The organism is Tychonema sp. LEGE 07196 (assembly GCF_963890365.1).
Lineage (GTDB): Bacteria > Cyanobacteriota > Cyanobacteriia > Cyanobacteriales > Microcoleaceae > Microcoleus.
In genome coordinates, this window is record NZ_CAWPRX010000168.1 from 223,454 (window position 1) to 241,408 (window position 17,955).

Here is a 17,955-nt window from a genome sequence, read left to right on the forward strand (position 1 = left end):
CAGAACCTGGAAACGAGAATAAAGTAGTGCTTTGAGAAATAAAAACAATGCAAACAATTAATGGATTTCGGCTTTCACCCCAGCAAAAATATCTGTGGCTGTTGCAGCAAGACAGCCCGGCTTATCGCATTCAATCCGCTATTTCGATCGAGGGAAGTCTTCAAACTGACAACCTAAAGAAAGCTTTAGAAAAAGTGAGTAAGCGTCACGAAATTATCCGAACCAGTTTTCAGCGAAGGCCAGGGCTAAAAATTCCTATACAAGTTATTTCCGAACATAGCTTTGTTTCGTGGAACTGGGTTAACTTGAGTGAAGTGACTCCCCAGGAGCAACAAGCCAAACTTGAAGATATTTTTCAGCAAGAAAAGAACGCTTTATTCAACTTCGAGGGCAATCCTGTTTGGCGCTTGTCTTTAATTACACTTTCATCTGAGAGGCATATTTTGTTAGTCAGTTTACCAGCACTGTGCGCCGATAGTCGCACACTAAAAAATCTGGTTCGAGAACTCAGCCAGTGCTATGCTGCCTCCCTTCACGGCGAAGAACTTTCCGATGAAGTTGTACAATACGTTCAATTTTCCGAATGGCAAAATGAATTGCTCGAAGATGAGGAAGTGGCGGAGGGCAAAGAATACTGGACTAGACAAGATTTATCGGCGCTAGCGAGTTTAAGGTTGCCGTTTGAAAATAGATTAATCAACGCGCCATCTCAATTTACTCCCCAAGCTTTTGAGGTCAAATTAGAGTTAGCTTTGCTAAAAAAAGTGGAAGCGATCGCCCGCCAGTACAACACCTCACTTTCTACATTCTTGCTCGCTTGCTGGAAAATTTTGCTCTGGCGGCTGATTGGCCAATCAGAGCTCACTGTTGGCGTGGCATTCGACGGTCGAAAATACGAAGAACTAGAGCCAGCGCTTGGGCTGTTTGCCAAATTTTTACCGCTGTCGAGCCAACTAACAGAAAATTTTTCCTTCGCGGAAACCTGGCAGCAAATTCAGCAGGAAGAATGCGAGGCATACAAGTATCAAGAATATTTTTCCCACGAATATTTAGGCACCTCTTCCGGCTTTCCATTTGGTTTCGAGTTTGAGGAACAGCTCGAAAAGCATTCGGCTAGTGGCGTATTTTTTTCAATTGACAAGCAGTATGCGTGCGGCGATCGCTTCAAAGTTAAACTTTCTTGCCACCGCCAAAATGACTCGCTCGCCGCTGAGTTTCACTACGATCCTATCTTCCTTGCAGACAATAGTATCCGGTGCTTGGCAGAGCAATTTTACACCTTGGTGCAAAGTGCAGCCAGCAACCCACAAACCGCGATCGACCAACTCGAAATGCTGAGCGATCGCGCCCGACATCAATTATTAGTAGAATTAAACAGCACCAAAGCAGATTACCAACTCGATAAGTGCGTTCATCAGCTCTTTGAAGAACAAGCAGAGCGATCGCCGAACCGGATAGCTGCTGTTTGTGAAAATCAGCAAATTACCTACAGCGAACTCAACGCCCGCGCCAACCAAATCGCCCATTATTTGCAACAATTAGGGATAAAACCAGAGGTGATTGTCGGCATTTGCGTCGATCGCTCTTTAGAGGCGATCGCTGGAATTCTAGGCATCCTCAAAGCAGGTGGTGCCTACCTACCGATCGACCCAGCCATGCCCAAAGAGCGCCTAGCATTGATGTTGCAAAATGCTCGGACTCCAGTGCTGTTAACCCAACAGCATCTCCTCAAAAATTTGCCTGAAACTCAAGCACAGATCGTCTGCTTAGACGCAGAAATTCCCTCTGTCTCCCCCTCTCCCTCTCCCCCTCTCTCTCCTGAAAATTTAGCTTATGTCATTTACACTTCCGGTTCCACCGGCACACCCAAAGGAGTCGCCATTGAACACCGTCAACTGCTCAATTACCTGCACGGCATTCAGGAAAAATTAAACCTGCCATCAGGTGCAAATTATGCTACGGTTTCTACCTTCGCCGCCGACTTGGGAAACACGGTTATTTTTCCGGCTTTGTGTTCGGGTGGATGCCTCCACATCATCTCCCAAGAACGCGCAACAGATCCTCAAGCAATTGCGGCTTATTTTCAGCAACATTCTATCGACTGCCTTAAAATTGTTCCCTCTCACTTAAAAGCTTTGTTGAGCGATTCTAACGCCTCGCAAATCTTACCGAAAAAGCGATTAATTCTCGGCGGTGAGCCTTTGATGTGGAATTTAATTGAAACAATTCAGAAATACAATCCAGACTGCTCGATATTCAACCATTACGGGCCGACAGAAACAACTGTAGGCGTGCTGACTTATCAGGTAAAAATGCAAGGCGATCGCATTTCCGAGACAGTTCCTTTAGGTCGCCCGCTACCCAACACGCAGATTTATTTGCTCGATTCGCACTTGCAGCCGGTTCCTGTAGGGGTGGCCGGTGAATTATATATTGCTGGTGCGGGATTGGCTCGCGGCTATCTAAACCAACCAGAACTCACCGCAGAAAAATTTATTTGCAATTCATTGACTCAGGAACCGAAAACTCGACTTTACAAAACAGGCGACTTAGCTCGCTATTTGCCAGACGGAAATATAGAATTTATCGATCGCGTCGATCGCCAAGTAAAGCTGCGAGGTTTCCGCATTGAATTGGGGGAAATTGAGGCGGGGCTGTCTCATCATCCCTCTGTACGCGAAGCAGTCGTTTTACTTCAGGAAAATGAACCGGAAAATCAGCGTTTAGTCGCCTATATCGTTGCTCACTCAAAACTCAGCGTTCAGGACTCACAACTGATTGAAAGCCTGCGTTCATTTCTCAAAGAAAAGCTGCCCGAATACATGATACCTTCTGCTTTTGTGGTTCTGAAAGCGCTGCCACTGACTCCCAATGGCAAAATAGACCCTCAAGCGCTTCCTGCACCGTCCATAGCAGCCAATTTTACAGATACGTTTGTAGGCCCTCGCACTCCCGGTGAGGAGATTCTTGCCGGAATTTGGAGCCAGCTTCTCAACCTTAAAAAGGTAGGAATTCACGATAATTTCTTTGACTTGGGGGGACACTCATTACTGATTACTCAGTTGTTAGCCAAAGTGCGAGAATCTTTTCAGGTGGAATTTCCTTTGCGCGTTTTGTTTGAAGCTCCTACTGTAGCGGGTTTAGCTGAAAAAATTGAAATGCAACAAGGGGGCAACACAGCGGGCGATCGCCCCTCGAATTTCTATATTAATGCTGAAGCTATCCTAGACCCAGCCATCCGCCCTGAAACTGCAATTTTTGAGCCGACGGCTGAACCCACTCGTATCTTGTTAACGGGAGCAACAGGCTTTCTGGGAGCCTTTTTACTCCGCGAATTACTGCTACAAACTCAAGCAGAAATTTATTGCTTGGTACGCTCGGACAATGCTGAATCAGCCAAGAAGCGTATTCAAAGTAGCCTCGAATATTATTCGATTTGGGACGAGCATCTTCACTACCGAATTATCCCGATTGCAGGAGATTTAGCTCGGCCACTTTTGGGGCTTTCAGAGGAGCAGTTTGGAGAATTGGCAAGCCAAATTGATGTTATTTATCACAATGGTGCGTTTGTCAAGTTCACTTATCCCTATTCTGTTCTCAAGCTTTCTAATGTTTTGGGAACTCAAGAAATTCTGCGACTAGCGAGTCAAATTAAGCTCAAACCCGTGCATTTTGTTTCTACTATATCTGTTTTCTCCTCAGCGGGGAAATCTGGGGTGAAGGCTGTGGGAGAGCAAGACGAACTAACGCTGGGAGAAGTTCTCAAAGGCGCTTACCCGCAGAGTAAATGGGTAGCAGAAAAGTTAGTTGAAATCGCGCGTGATCGCGGAATTCCTGTTAGCATTTACCGACCAGGACGCATTTCAGGACACAGCCAAACGGGTGCTTGCAATTCCAGCGATTCACTGTACCGATTGCTTGCCGGTTGCGTGCAATTAGGATGCGTACCCGACGGAAACTGGATGATGAATGTAGCGCCAGTGGACTATGTGAGCCGAGCGATCGTTCACTTGTCGAGGCAAAAAGAATCGATCGGGAAAAATTTTCACTTAGTCAACCCTCATTCTTTCTACCTAAGTGAATTGGTGGGCTGGATTCGCTCAAGCGGTTATCCAATCGAGCGGGTTTGTTATGAGACTTGGCAAGCAGAAATTGTGAATCGCGCTGGAAATTCTCCCGATCATGCTTTGTACCCGCTTGTCGGTCTTTTTTCAGAAAAAGTTTCTGAAGCGGAAATGTCACAATCAGGAACGCTGCAGTTCGATTGCAAAAATACACTAGATGGACTTGCTACCACTGACATCACCTGTCCGCAAGCGGATGCGAATCTGTTTCGCACTTACCTTTCCTATCTCGCCGATTGTGGCTTGATAGGTAGCCACAATTAAAACCTATAAGGGCGCAAAGCATTGCGTCCCTACCTAGCTCAATCTCTGGAGACTTCAAAATGAATGAATTGCAGCAAAGACACATGAAAGCGCTCATAGAGCGCTACACCGATCGCACAAAGACATCTAAGAATTTCGCGCAAAAATACCGTCCGGTTCTCGCTGACAATCGGGCTTCTGATGGGTTTCGCCTTCCCGTCAAGGAGATGTTTTATCCTATTGTCGCCGATCGCTCGCTTGGCTCTAAAATATGGGATGTTGATGGCAACGAATACATCGATATCACGATGGGATTTGGCATCAATCTTTTCGGTCATAATCCGACCTTTATTAAAGAAGCCTTATTAGAGCAACTCGATCGCGGCGTACAAATTGGTCTTCAAGCAGAACTTGCCGGAGAAGTTGCGGAATTAATCTGCGAATTAACGGGAATGGAGCGCGTCGCTTTTTCTAATACGGGCACGGAAGCGGTGATGGCAGCTTTACGATTAGCTAGAGCGGCAACTAAACGCAATAAAATTGCTTTGTTTTCTGGTTCTTATCACGGTCATTTTGACGGAACTCTCGCAGTTCTAAAAAAGATTAATGGCGATTTATGCACCATTCCAAAAGCGCCAGGAATTCTCGCTAATTTTATTGAAGATGTTTTAGTTTTGGATTACGGAAGCCCTCACGCCCTGGAAATAATCAAAGCTCACCAGCATGAATTAGCGGCGGTTCTCGTCGAGCCGGTGCAAAGCCGCCGTCTCGATTTACAACCCAAAGAATTTCTCCACCAACTCAGACAATTAACAAAAGAATCAGAAATTGCGCTGATTTTTGATGAAATGGTTACTGGTTTCCGAATTCATCAAGGCGGGGCGCAGGGGTGGTTTGGCATTGAGGCAGATATTGCAACTTACGGTAAAATTGTCGGGGGCGGTATGCCCATTGGAATTATCGCTGGAAAAGCTGCTTATATGGATAAAATTGACGGCGGTTTGTGGAACTACGGCGATGATTCCTCCCCCCAGGTAAAAACAACAATTTTTGCCGGTACTTTTTGCAAGCACCCACTTGCTCTGGCTGCTGCGCGTTCCGTGCTGCGCTATCTTAAAAGTCAAGGCCCAGCCCTTCAGCAGCAGTTGAATCAGCGCACTTCACACCTAGTTGAAACCCTGAATGCTTATTTCAAAGAAAATGAAGTCTCTGTCTGGCTTGTAAATTTCGGATCGCAATTTCGCCCTGCTGCCTCGGTTGAGATAGATCCGCTACTTTTTCACTTACTTGAAAAGCGTATTTTCATATGCGAAGGTCGTAGCTGCTTTCTCTCCACCGCTCACACTAATGAAGACATCGAACGCATCATTCAGGCAGTTAAAGAGAGTATTCAAGAAATGCGCGAAGGAGGCTTTTTCCCGGTTTCTTCTCATCCCCAAGCAGAAATTGTTTCAATCGCCAGCAAGTAAAACCCGCTAGTAAATTATTAAAGAGTTACAAAGCACATGGTCGCACCCACTACTTATACCCAGGGCTATTTCATTCTTATCGAAAGACTGATATGATATTGGATTGATTCTCACCCGAAAGGCCTGTCTACGATGTCTCAACTTGCCATTGTCGAAGCTTTTACAGCCCTGCCTGATACACGGCGTACCGCAGGACAACGCCATACGCAAGCTCTATGTTTAGCTTTGTTTACTCTATCGGTGACGGCTGGAAATCGTGGATTTCTGGCGATTGGAGACTGGCTTTGGGCCTACCATGATGAATTGGTAGCCATCGAAAGCGCCACCCAAAGGGCGCTTACGGTCTTACAGCACAATTCGGCGGACACTGTTGCGACTCGATTACCGGGATTACTCGGCTTGTTTATCTCGATTCTTCGGCATTCAACCAAGGCCTGGAGAAACCATTGCCACCGACGGCAAGGTGCTGCGAGGCCAGAAATGAAGCCATCAGCGATGACCCCACAGTAGACTCACATCCGGCGATTATGCTGGTCACGGCTTATATTTTCGAGGGGGGCTTGATTCTCGAACCCTACGAAATCGAGTCGAAAACGAATGAAATCACTGCTTTGCCTGCCTTCATCAAACAGATGACATTGCAAGGAGTGGTGTTCGCTTTTGATGCCATCAGCACCCAAAAAAACAGCGACTACAATCATTGACAGCCATAACGACTATATCGGTGCACTCAAAAGCAATTAGTCAGGCTTACTTGCAGCTGTAGTAGCCAATTTTCAACCACAAGCAACGACCCAACAAATCAATAAAGGGCATGGTCGCATTGAAAAACGCACCGTTAGCATTAGTCATATCCTTGATGGAAATCCCGATTTCCCAGGACTACAAACCTTGATTCGAGTTCAGTCCGAACGCCTTGTGCATCGGGCGACCATCATTGAAGTCTCCACCGAAACTCGCTATTACGTTGCCTCATTTATCGATACGGTTCCAGCTTTTGCAGCACGAATTCGACGGTACTGGGGCGTTGAGAACAAAGTCCATTATGTTCGAGACGTAACTCAAGGCGAGGATTCTTCTGGTATTCGCACCCCACCACTGGTGCAAATTTGGGCAATCGCCCGCAATTTCGCCCTCAATTTGTACCGAGAGAACGGTTTTAATAACATGGCTCAAGCGCAACGAAGTGCTGGCTTTAATCTTAACACACTCAAAATCTTGTTCAGAATGAAATAGCCCTGGCTACAGTTGACCTAGAACGTGACTTAAAATTTCAAAATATTCACCTAGCTGAGTTACATATTGATCGGGCTTATTTATCCAGTAATTGGGTGACACAACGGGATGATAAATTACAGATATTTTGCAAGGCGTGGCCGGTCAGAAATTCTGGACAATTTGATAAAAAAAATCCTTGACTGGGATACGCACTTAGGAATGAAAATTTAATAACTTCACCATCTACTCAATTGTCGGAACAGCACAGTAATTCCATTTTGGCAATATTCATCAAAAATAATTTTCCTTGTCTCCTTAAATCCCTCAGCTACTTTTCGACCAGTTTTATAAACTTTATCGAGCACATTTACTACTACTGAAAGTCCAGTTTTTGTGTGGGTTTTTTCCATGAGTTCTTTGACTCATATCGGTTTCTTAAACTTCTGCTACAGATATAGCCTCTAAAATGAATTGCCATCCCGTCAAAGAAGCAATGACTTCATTCGTCAACTTGTTTAACTCTTTTTGCACCGTTGCTCTCAACTCCTCTATGTGTTCAAATCTCAACCATTTCAATTGTTATTTTACATATCCCCACAGTCTTTCTATGGGGTTTACTTCCGGACTGTAGGCGGGTTGAAATAGTAAAATAACGGGGAGCATCTCAATTATGCACTAAGTATAAATACTTAGAAGAGTAATATGCAAGAATTATGTAAAATGTAAAAACACACTTACGAGTGAGAAAAATATGACCCCAGCAGAAACTCAAGAACTCCAAAAATGTCTAGAAAAGGTATCCGCTATCTTACTCAAGAATACACCATCAGAACAGCTAAAAGACTTTGGCAGTATTGAATTAGCCGGAGCGAGATCATGTCCTCAAAGAAGTAGCCCCAGAGATTGGAAAATTTTTTAAGCAGCAGCAGCCAAACAGAAGCAGGCAGAGCCAGAGAAATCCAGACCTGTATGGGTAAATGGCGAGTAAGAGAACAACAAAGTAAAAAACTCGGACTAAAGAAAGGGACAAGATTAAGCCCTCACTTAGAAAAATGCTGCCTAATATTGAGCGCCAACGTATCCTATGCCAATACTACTAAAGACTTACAACAACTCACAGGAATATACGTATCCCACAGTACGCAACAACGGCTAGTACATCGACAAGAATTTGTGGAGGCTGTAGCAGAGAAAACTGTTACCGCTTTGAGTTTAGATGGAGGCAAGGCAAGATTAAGAACCGACTTAGGAGAAGCCAGTGAATGGCGAGACTACAAAGCCGTGGCGTTGCATCATCAACAGTGTGCTGCTTTCTTTCAAGAGAATAACAAGCTATTGGATTGGGTGAATCGACAGCCTTTGGGTGAGCCGGTTGCTTGTCTAGGTGATGGACATCCAGGGGTCTGGAATTTGATAGCTGGGATTGCTTCATTCGAGAAACGTTTAGAGATTTTAGATTGGTATCACCTCAAGGAAAACCTGTACAAATTGGGTGGTTCTAATCAACGTTTGCGAACAGTGGAGACTCATCTGTGGCGTGGTCAGGTGGATGGGGCAATCGCTGCTTTGGCTGGCTGGGATGTACCTCACGTCAAGAACTTTCTGGATTATCTAGAACGACATCGATGTAGGATTCCTGATTATCAGGCGATGCAGTCTCAAAAGATCACAATTGGTTCTGGTGCTGTCGAGGCGACAATTAAACAGATTGGACGGAGAATCAAAATATCCGGGGCACAATGGAATCGTGACAATCTGGCTCAAGTTCTGAAACATCGTTGTGCTTATTTAAATCTCGCTTTGGCCTGAGTAGTATTTATACTCATTACATATTTGAGATGCTCCCAAATAACGTTTGCTGGTATACTGAGATTTAAAGAGTTATGAAACCCTCCATTATCTAGTTGAATTAGATGTAAATTATCCGGTGACTCCCTAGCAAACAACTCTCAAATTTTCTCAAAGCACACGCTAATCTAAATGAGTAAAATCATAAAAAAAACTTGCTCCTGTTAGGGGCTCTACTGCACCATACAACCACAAATAAGTACACTCTAATTGTACTTTTCCTTGCGGTTTTATGCCGTAACCTGTTAGCTTTCTTCTTTGAATTGTCTGCAACCCCATCCGACTTTCGTCTTGGCTCCAATACCGCACTTTTTTCCATTGTTTTAAAAAGCTCTGACTTTGAGTCAGAATTGCTTTACAGCACTTTGCGTGACTAAGAGGTACAGTAACAGCAGTGAGCAAAATAATTTTCGATTTGCTTACTTGAACATAATTTCACTCCCAATTCCAAGAGTTTTTCCACAATCTGTACACTTCGAGGTACAAATCTCCTGAGCCATGCCTTTAATTCCCACCATCAATGTTCGATCGGGTTAAATTCCGGTGAGTTGGCGTGATAAATAGACCACACTTGCTCCTACTGCGGAGATCATTTCTTCTACCCCCTCTACCTTATGTACCTTCAAATTATCCATGACTAATACCGCTCCTTTCCATAATTTGGAAGTTGTTCTTGCACAAATTTCTTGAACTCCTCTCCATTCATAGATTTTTCCATTGTCTTCATGGCGATTACCTTCTTATTGCTTATTGCACCAACTACTGTCACTCTACTTCCTCTATAAAATGGCTTTATATCGTAGCTTCTTTCTCCCTTTTTACTTCTAGCTCCTTGCCTCATTATCCCAAGCAATACACCCATTTCGTCCAAAAATATCAGATTTTCTGGTTCGACATCTCGGATTTTTTCCCAATATTCTATGCGCTTCTTTTGATTAATTTCTTTATGGGCTTGACTGCTCCGTAAAGTTTTTTTTTCAAAGTGAGTTCCTGCTTTTTGAGGAATCGGCACATGGCACTCTCGCTCAACCATACTCCTGTTTTTTCGTGCCAATACTCACAGTATTCTGCTAGTGTGTAATCTGGATACTGAACTACCATCTCTTCAATCTGTGGTTCGTGACCAAACAGTAGGCTCGGTTTACCGCCCTTTGCCTGACTAGGGAGTAATTTTCCTGTCTCTTTTTTTCGCTTTAGTAGTGCTTGTACAGTACTTTTGCTGACTTGAAATCTTTCTGCTACTTTCCGAATAGAGGTGTTACCTGCTTCTCCTTGTGTCAACGATCTTTTGACGCATATCTAGGGAGTAGGGTTTCATTTTTCTCTTTTTTACCACCTCTACTATTGTACCTAATTGTTAAGCAAAGTGCTGTAATTAAAATTGGCAGTTTTTTTTAAACTCTTCTACTGCTCCTAGTTTTTGCTTTTCACTCACCGGACGTGGAACTTTTAATTTGCCTTTAAGGCGATATCTTGCCCATTGATGCACTGTCCGATATGCCACGGGAATTTCACAACCGTTTGTCAACCACTGATGTACTTCTTTGTAGCTACTGAACCCTTATACTTGGTTTAACTCTTCTGATAATTTCTCTACAATTTCGGGAGTCATTATTCTGGGCCGACCCGCAGGAGGTTTCTGGCATAATAATTCTTCTACTCCCCCAGTTCGGTAGCTAGACAACCATCTTTGTATTGTGGTACGATGCTTACCTAAACGCACGGCAGCAGACAATACACTATCCACTGTTTTGGCCTTGATCCAATACAGAATCAGCAGTTTTTTGTGGGGCATAGCATCTTTCTCTGTGCCAGCAAAGTTTTCAGTTCTGCTGCGGTTTCTCGAATTACAACTTTAATAACTCCTAACATTATTTTGATTTATCTTGGGCTACTAAATTGCAAAATGTGCTTCTACTAACTGTAGCATTTTTTTATGAAAATGGTATAAGTCAACACTGGTAAAAATCACTCTTTGACAAGCTCTCGTTACATGAGTAAATAAGCGATGTTCAATAGGATTGTACTTGGATGTATAAGGAGGATAAGGTGCTATTCGGATTTCTATATTAGCTCATTAACTAATTTTTGTAAATCTGACTTAAAGATATAGTGATGAGAATTATTACTGCCACCTCCATCACATTTAATCAAAATTGAATCGGGAGCATCCCGGTTTGCAAAAGCCTCAAATAGCCAAGAGAGCGTTGAGGTAAACACAACGAAGTTTTAGCATTTGATTGACCTTTTTTTTGACCATTGACCTTGGGAGATTTTCAACCTTCTATTTGTTTGACAGTCGATTCCAGCGCGCCCGAGCCAATGGAACATATCTTATCTGATGATAATTGCTCATAGTTAACAATTCGAGAGCGATGCTTTTCTAGATACTTGCAAAATTTTTTAGCGGTTTTTCTGCGACAATTTTTAAATAAATTTAGGGTAGGTTCGACGAGGGCGGCCCACAAAAATTTCTTGGCTTTGGCTAAAGATTTTAATGACCCTCCCACTTTATATAAATTTTCCATTAAATGATACCAGTCTCAAATTTCACGTCGGGTTTTACCAGGATTTAACTGGCTCATAATATTCCATATCCCATCATATCCATCACCCAAACAAGTTAATATATCGGCTAAGGGCTGATGGTTTATATAATTAATTAACTCTTCATTCTCTTGATAAAAAGCCCCATAATAACTTTCATGTAACCGCACTGCTTTATAATCTTGCCAATGAGAGCCTTCGCCCAACTTCCCTCTGAGACGGACTTTCCCTCCATCTATGCTTGTTTATTTCACCTCTATTTTGGCATGAGGTTCTGACCATTCTTGTTTTTCTACCAATCGGTGTAAACAAGTGTGTCCTATCTTTACTCCTGTCTGAACTTCCATTTCTTGGGCTGCCTTGAAGTAGGAAAGATTAGCTATTTGACGGAGACAGCATTTTTCAAATAATGGAGATAATCGAGTAGATTTCTTGAACTCTAATTTTTCGGCCTGTTTTTCAGTAATTCTTAGTTCACCAATACAGCTTTTTACTGTGCGCGGTCGTCCTTGTTCTGTTCCTGTTGCTTCTTTGATAAAAAAAAACCAATTTGTGAGCCCACTGTTTCAAGCCATTGTTGCCTGAGATGTTTTTCAATATTTTCCAGACTGGTCAGTTCACACCGGGGTGTATTGTTATACCAAATTTTAGCAATTTCGGCCGCACAGGATTCCAACCGCTCTAGTTCTTCAGGGGTCATGGCTCTTTTTCTCGACTTTTTTTGACGCTTTTATTGATTTTAACTATTTTACACTTATTCGGATATTTACAAAACCGGGATGCTCCCCAAAGTATGTCGCCGCTTCCACTCTATCCAAGGTAGTTTTTCGGTGAAATACTTTTGACAATGACGACAATAAAATTGCCGTCGGGAACCTGTAAATAAGTAACTTTATCAAAACAAGGAAGGTCTCGTACTAGGAGGGGACGATTTTGATTGATTTCGGTGGTAAAATTTTGACATGAAGGACAGTGTGTTCCTAAGTCGATCAATTTAATCTTTAGGCAAATTCCATCTTCTAGCATTGTAAATTCTCGCTTCGGTCACTTCAGGTAAGCCCAGTATTAAATCGAGATGATTGTCCATAAACCGAAGCTCAAAAATTTTTAGGGTAAAAGGGTGAGTTCCACAAAACAGCTAAATTTTATCAGTTAGGGGCTTAACTTTGAGCCAGATAACTAAATTTAATGGGTTTTTCATGATTTGGCGGACTTAAGTAATTAGACAGAGTTAATTACACAAATACATGGTAGAATGATATGACAGGCAAAATTATGAGTTAATTAGAATTTTCTATGATGTTTATCAGGGAAATAAATCTTCTTTCGTCTAAATTACTACAGCGAATTCATCGCCAAAGCCGACATCATCAAGTACGTCAGAGATTACATTGCCTCATATTAGCTTGGCAAGGAGTAAAAAAAGTAGAGTTAATGAATATTTTCAGAATAAGTTATAAGACACTCTATAACTGGTTCAATCGGTGGGACTCAGAAGGAATGGTAGGACTTTATAATAAACCAGGAAGAGGTGCTAAATCACTATTTGACTCTTCGCAGAAAGCCCCAATCAAAGAGTGGTCCAACAAGAACCAAGGCAATTAAAAAAAGTTAGCCAAAAAGTTCAAGAAGCCTGGGGCATAAGTCCGAGTATAAAAACAATTCAAAGAATACTAAAAATGCTGAACATGAGTTGGCATCGTATGCGTAAAGGAGTTGCCGGAAAGCCTCCAGCCCATGAATATCAAGATAAAAAGGCACAACTAGAAGAATTAAAGCGATTGGACGATCGGGGAGAAATTGATTTATATTACTTGGATGAAACAGGATTGTGTTTGATTCCTTGTGTTCCCTATGGCTGGCAGAACATTGGAGAATATTTAGCAATTCCTAGTCGTCGTAGTCAGCGTATGAATGTACTAGGAATCATGAATCGAAATAACCATCTTGAAACTTATGTTTCATCTCAAAGTATTAACTCACATGTGGTTATTGCCTGTATTGATGCTTTTTTCCCCCCAGTAGATAAGCCAACGGTAATTGTCACAGATCAAGCTTCTATTCACAGGAGTGATGCTATTCTTGACAAAGTTGAAGAGTGGAAACAACGGAATATTACTCTTTTTGAGTTACCTGCTTACTCTCCTCAATTAAATTTAATTGAAATCCTATGGCGGTTTATCAAGTATGAATGGATTGAGATATCTGCTTACAAAAGTTGGGGTAATTGCTCAACCCCCTTGACAAGAAGACGAGATAGACATTAGATAAAGGAATGGAAAAACTCCCCGACAATCAAGCAACTATCGAACGAGGCAAAAGAAGCCTTGATAGTAGAGCTATGGCAAGAAATCCAAAAACTCAGCGCAGCATTAGCCACATACCAACCAAAAGCAGACCGAGCTCCCACCAAAACTAGCAAAAATTCCAGCACTCCGCCATCAAAGGGATTTAAGCCCAACATTAAGCCATCAAAAATTCAGGGGATTAAAAGACAAAGAAGCGTTGGAAGAGTCGGAGGAGGAAGAGAGCTACATCCTGAACCCGACCAAACAATCATCGCCCAACTCAAAAATTGTCCCCAGTGTGGAGAAAAAGTCACCGCCGCCACACAAAAATTGCAATCCGTCTACGAAAAAATCGAAATTCCACCAATTCGCCCCATCATCACCAGAATAGAACGTTATGGTGGTCAGTGTGCCTGCTGTCAAACCGAGTATGTTGCACCTGTACCATTAGGAATGGAACCAGGTTCACCGTTTGGTAGTTCGATTCAAAGCTTAGTTACATATCTGCGTTACACTCATGCCATCAGCTACGAACGGCTGTCGTCCATATTTGGAGAAGTCTTTGGACTCAAGATATCCGAAGGAGCAATCGCTAACTTGCTGGTGCAAGTCAAAACCAGTTTAGATGAGCAAGTAAGTCAAATATTGCAACGGTTGCGGCGGGCAAAATTAATTTGCTCAGACGAAACCAGTGCGAGAGTGAACGGACAAAACCAGTGGGAGTGGGTGTTTCAGAATCAGGATGTTTGTTTACACCTCATCCGCCCGAGTCGAGGAAGTGAGGTAATGAAGGAAGTTCTGGCAGAACATCGTCCCGATATTTGGGTGTCAGACTTATTTAGTGCTCAAAAAAATCACCCAGCACCACAATGGCAAGTATGCGAGTGCTCATCAACTGCGCGATTGCCAATATGCGATTGACGCTGGGGACAGGATTTTTGCCCCAGGGATGAAGAGGTTATTATTAAGGGCTTTTATCATCCATCGGCGACGATCAAAAATAGACGATACTAGACTCAATCGATCTCGATAAAATTTACAGGAAAGATTAACCAAGCTTTTGGATTTAGTACCACATCATCCCGATGGTCTCCGTTTACGAAAACGTTATGGTGGGCTGAGCGACAATTTATTTATATTTTTGGAAGATGCGACAATTCCACCCACGAATAATAGTAGTGAACAGGCGATTCGGATGAGCGTGATATTTCGTCGTGTCACCAATGGCTTCCGTTCTTCATGGGGGCGAGATTTGTTTGCTGCCGTTCGTTCAGTGGTTAATACTGGCAAGCGTCAGGGCTTGACGGCTTATCAATCTATTCAACAAGCTCTCTCTATTGATGGCTCCCTTTTTTCCCCTAGTTGAGCAATTACAAGTTGGGAAACTTTCGTTGCATCTGTTGAAAAAATTCTGAAAAAATTTGGAGAAAACTATGTAATTAATTTTGTCTAGATACTTATAGACTCATTTTTTCAACATTAGGAGCTAGAAGCCTTCATTTATATGAGTTTCAGCTTCTAGTCTTATGCACGAGTCTATTTTTGATTAGATAAAGTTATCACCATAAGTTCTAAAGAGCCAAATAAAAGAAAGAATTAGCTTAATAAGATGAATTACGAACAAGTACAAAAGTTAAACCTCGCCGACTTTAAACGGTACTGTGGACTACATCAAGAGACATTCAAAGAGATGGTAAAAATAGTCAAAGCAGAAAAAAAAATTCAAAAAAAATTAGGAGGACCAAGTAAATTGTGCGTAGAAGACCAAATCTTAATGACATTATCCTATTTGCGAGAATATCCTACTTTTTTTCATCTGGGAATTAAATGGGAGGCACTGGTTTCCCAACATGGGAGTCCAAGATGGTGATATCTCGGGACTTGTGAGAAAATCGGCACAGAGGGAGAAGATGGAATTATTCGCGCAGGGATGCCCGTGTTGTGGGAATAGAGATGTCTATCGCCATACAAGCTACATGACAAAAAATCATGGCGAACGAACGATTCAACATTGTCGAGCCTGCGACAGTTATTTGAGTGAGACATATGCAACCCCAATGGCAGGATTGAGAACACCTTTAAGTCGGGTGATTGAAGTTTTGAGTGCGAGAACCGAAGGCATGGGACTGAATGCAACCGCAGGAACTTATCATGTTGCCAAAAAGAGCATCATTGCATGGGAATGGCAATTAGCAGCACTGAAGCCAAGGTTGAGATTGTATTCCTTGATGCACAGATTCATCGATTTACAATACTTCGGACAGTTTTGGAAGAGGGACGCGAGGCGAGCCTCGCTACAAAAGTTATTGGAATCTGAATCAAAAATCAAAAAAAAGGCAATTTTTAGGTTAAGCTCAAAAAACACACGAACTTAAAAAACTGCCTCATGAATATTCTTGAATCTATTTTACAACAAATGCCAGGTATTAGTCAAGCTTAAAAGAAGTTTATGGTGATTTTATTTTCCACCATATTGCTTGTTTATGGCCAGGTTAATTTTACCAATTTGAGTCGTTATAGCTGTTTGAGTGAAAAAACCTATCGTCGCCACTTTTTCAAAAGCTTTGATTTTCCCGCATTTAATAAATTATTTCTCAATAAAGCCTTAGATCATCAGCGAACACTTATTGCCGTTATCGATTGTTCTTTTATCCCCAAAAGTGGCAAAAAAACTGAAGGCAAAGCTAGTTTTTATAATGGTGTAGCTGGCAGACCTGAATCGGGATTAGAAATTTCTGTAATTTCTGTGGTCGAAGTTGAAACTCATTTATCTTATAGCCTAAGTGTACAACAAACGCCCTTGCATCCGACCACAGAACTACCGAAAAATCCCCTAACTGCTAAAGTTAAAAATAATTCAAAAAAACTTTGCAAAAAAAAGAAGTTATTAAGCTTAACGCCTGAAATAACAAGAGTTGATGACTATGCTCAACATTTAAAAAAAACTCGTTCTTTGTTGCCAGATTCTGTCCGTTACTTGGTAGCTGATGGTTATTATTGTCGCTTAAAATTCTGGAATGCTGTACGGGATGCAGATTTAAATTTGATTAGCAAATTAAGGATTGATGCTAACTTAAATTACCTCTATACAGGTGAAAAAAATCCACGAGGCGCTCCTCGCAAATATGATGGAAAGGTTGACTGCAATAATTTAAAGAATTTAACTTTTGTCCAAAAACTTCGACCGGAAGTTAATCTTTATTCATTAGTAGTATGGAGTTATTGTTTAAAATGTGAAATACGTTTAGCTGTGATTTCAGAGCTTCAACCTAACGGTAATATCAAAAATATTTTATTGTTTAGCACCGATATTGCTCTGCCAGCCGAGCAAATACTTGAGTATTATCAGGCCCGTTTCCAGATTGAGTTAATTTTTCGTGATGGCAAACAATTTACAGGTTTATCCGACTGCCAATGTCGTGGTAGTCAACGGCTTGATTTTCATTTTAACTCCAGTCTCATTGCTTTAAATTTGGCAAAATATGAAGCTTATAATCGTCATTCATCTCCGGCTCCCTTTGTGTTTTCAATCTGTTCTTACAAACGCTTAGAATTTAATAGGCATCTACTTTACACCTTTATTAACAAGTTAGATTTAGACCCTAACTTGATTTTAAATCACCCTAACCTCTCGTCAGTCCTATCCTATGGTACTCTTGCTGCTTAAAAACTGTCCGAAGTATTGGATTTAGTGATTGAAGGAGATGAATTGTACACCAAAGTGGAACGCAATAAAGCAGCTTCCAAATCAGAGGGTTGGACGATTGTCTTGATGGAACGAGGGAGTCGATTCCTGTGGGAATTGGCACTGTGGAGAGAAGAACGAACAGCTTTTCCACAAAGCATTAGAGCAATTGGTGGAAGTGATTGAGCGCACTGAGAATCTGACCCTGTTAACGGATGGAGAGCGACGGTATGGGAACCTGTTATTTACGCTCTGTCATGAGGTGTTGCCAGAAGGCAAACCGGGCAGACCGAAAAAGCGATTACGGCGGTTCGTGGGGGTGCGTCTGAAAAATAAAGGGTCGAAGCGACGAGCCGGTCGTCCTCGCCCGAAATATCAAGCTCCGGTTCAAGAGCATCCCGACAGGCTCCACTCGGTCGAAGAGAGTGACATTCATGCCAATCATGTGGAAGCGTTTAACGCCTCACTCAGACGACGAAATTCAGCGTTTCGACCCAGGACGAATACTTATAGTAAAACACGAGAAGACTTGC

The 17,955-nt window shown here is 42.3% G+C and carries 11 protein-coding genes and 5 pseudogenes; 11 read left to right on the forward strand and 5 right to left on the reverse strand.

The features are described 5' to 3' along the window. The first annotated feature begins 47 nt into the window (after nt 1-47). From AACV78_RS20310 to AACV78_RS20330, 5 genes and pseudogenes are all read left to right on the forward strand, one after another. The gene (locus AACV78_RS20310; protein ID WP_194009129.1) at nt 48-4,388 is read left to right on the forward strand and encodes a non-ribosomal peptide synthetase family protein; all 4,341 of its coding nucleotides are present in this window, start codon (nt 48-50) and stop codon (nt 4,386-4,388) included. Between the two features lie 59 nt (nt 4,389-4,447). Beyond that, the gene (locus AACV78_RS20315; RefSeq protein WP_194009128.1) at nt 4,448-5,836 is read left to right on the forward strand and encodes an aspartate aminotransferase family protein; all 1,389 of its coding nucleotides are present in this window, start codon (nt 4,448-4,450) and stop codon (nt 5,834-5,836) included. 446 nt (nt 5,837-6,282) lie between these two features. Beyond that, entirely contained in the window at nt 6,283-6,540 is a 258-nt protein-coding gene (locus tag AACV78_RS20320; protein ID WP_194009148.1) for a hypothetical protein, read from the forward strand. A gap of 91 nt (nt 6,541-6,631) precedes the next feature. Then, nucleotides 6,632-7,072: pseudogene (locus AACV78_RS20325) on the forward strand (ISAs1 family transposase); the annotation flags it as partial. A gap of 733 nt (nt 7,073-7,805) precedes the next feature. After that, nucleotides 7,806-8,863 (forward strand): annotated as a pseudogene (locus AACV78_RS20330) (ISKra4 family transposase). Between the two features lie 676 nt (nt 8,864-9,539). On the opposite strand, the gene AACV78_RS20335 reads toward AACV78_RS20330, so the two are convergent. The 5 genes and pseudogenes from AACV78_RS20335 to AACV78_RS20350 form a co-directional block, all read right to left on the reverse strand. Continuing rightward, the gene (locus tag AACV78_RS20335) at nt 9,540-9,935 is read right to left on the reverse strand and encodes a transposase (RefSeq protein WP_194009125.1); all 396 of its coding nucleotides are present in this window, start codon (nt 9,933-9,935) and stop codon (nt 9,540-9,542) included. Nucleotides 9,936-10,463: 528 nt separating this feature from the next. Further along, a complete protein-coding gene (locus tag AACV78_RS28770) occupies nt 10,464-10,697 on the reverse strand; it encodes a helix-turn-helix domain-containing protein (protein ID WP_194009124.1) in 234 nt (77 codons plus the stop codon). Between the two features lie 99 nt (nt 10,698-10,796). Further along, the gene (locus tag AACV78_RS20340; protein WP_339383741.1) at nt 10,797-10,970 is read right to left on the reverse strand and encodes an ISAzo13-like element transposase-related protein; all 174 of its coding nucleotides are present in this window, start codon (nt 10,968-10,970) and stop codon (nt 10,797-10,799) included. A gap of 120 nt (nt 10,971-11,090) precedes the next feature. Then, a pseudogene (locus AACV78_RS20345) lies at nt 11,091-12,149 on the reverse strand (ISKra4 family transposase). A 110-nt stretch (nt 12,150-12,259) separates the two neighbouring features. Next, nucleotides 12,260-12,475: a transposase family protein gene (locus AACV78_RS20350; RefSeq protein WP_194012944.1), complete on the reverse strand. Its 216-nt coding sequence runs from the start codon at nt 12,473-12,475 to the stop codon at nt 12,260-12,262. Between the two features lie 270 nt (nt 12,476-12,745). Between AACV78_RS20350 and AACV78_RS20355 the strand changes: the two are divergent. The 6 genes and pseudogenes from AACV78_RS20355 to AACV78_RS20375 all read left to right on the forward strand — a co-directional run bounded on the left by AACV78_RS20355 (nt 12,746) and on the right by AACV78_RS20375 (nt 17,608). Continuing rightward, nucleotides 12,746-13,716 (forward strand): annotated as a pseudogene (locus AACV78_RS20355) (IS630 family transposase). A 60-nt stretch (nt 13,717-13,776) separates the two neighbouring features. Next, nucleotides 13,777-14,658 (forward strand): IS66 family transposase, encoded by an 882-nt coding sequence (locus AACV78_RS20360; protein ID WP_228041982.1) that lies wholly within the window; start codon nt 13,777-13,779, stop codon nt 14,656-14,658. Nucleotides 14,659-14,893: 235 nt separating this feature from the next. Continuing rightward, nucleotides 14,894-14,987, forward strand: a pseudogene (locus tag AACV78_RS28775) (IS66 family transposase); the annotation flags it as partial. 440 nt (nt 14,988-15,427) lie between these two features. Then, nucleotides 15,428-15,607 (forward strand): helix-turn-helix domain-containing protein, encoded by a 180-nt coding sequence (locus tag AACV78_RS28780; protein WP_228041992.1) that lies wholly within the window; start codon nt 15,428-15,430, stop codon nt 15,605-15,607. Between the two features lie 579 nt (nt 15,608-16,186). Next, entirely contained in the window at nt 16,187-17,404 is a 1,218-nt protein-coding gene (locus AACV78_RS20370) for a transposase (protein ID WP_228041984.1), read from the forward strand. A 24-nt stretch (nt 17,405-17,428) separates the two neighbouring features. Continuing rightward, nucleotides 17,429-17,608, forward strand: coding sequence for a hypothetical protein (locus AACV78_RS20375; RefSeq protein ID WP_228041985.1), 180 nt, complete (start codon nt 17,429-17,431; stop codon nt 17,606-17,608). The last annotated feature ends 347 nt before the right edge of the window (nt 17,609-17,955 follow it).

Excerpts from the sequence above, each read along its gene's own strand:
- AACV78_RS20310 (WP_194009129.1), top strand. The coding sequence starts at position 48 with ATGCAAACAATTAATGGATTTCGGCTTTCACCCCAGCAAAAATATCTG.
- AACV78_RS20315 (WP_194009128.1), top strand. The coding sequence starts at position 4,448 with ATGAATGAATTGCAGCAAAGACACATGAAAGCGCTCATAGAGCGCTAC.
- AACV78_RS20335 (WP_194009125.1), bottom strand. The coding sequence starts at position 9,935 with ATGGTTGAGCGAGAGTGCCATGTGCCGATTCCTCAAAAAGCAGGAACT.
- AACV78_RS28770 (WP_194009124.1), bottom strand. The coding sequence starts at position 10,697 with ATGCCCCACAAAAAACTGCTGATTCTGTATTGGATCAAGGCCAAAACA.
- AACV78_RS20350 (WP_194012944.1), bottom strand. The coding sequence starts at position 12,475 with ATGCTAGAAGATGGAATTTGCCTAAAGATTAAATTGATCGACTTAGGA.
- AACV78_RS28780 (WP_228041992.1), top strand. The coding sequence starts at position 15,428 with ATGGTAAAAATAGTCAAAGCAGAAAAAAAAATTCAAAAAAAATTAGGA.
- AACV78_RS20370 (WP_228041984.1), top strand. The coding sequence starts at position 16,187 with ATGGTGATTTTATTTTCCACCATATTGCTTGTTTATGGCCAGGTTAAT.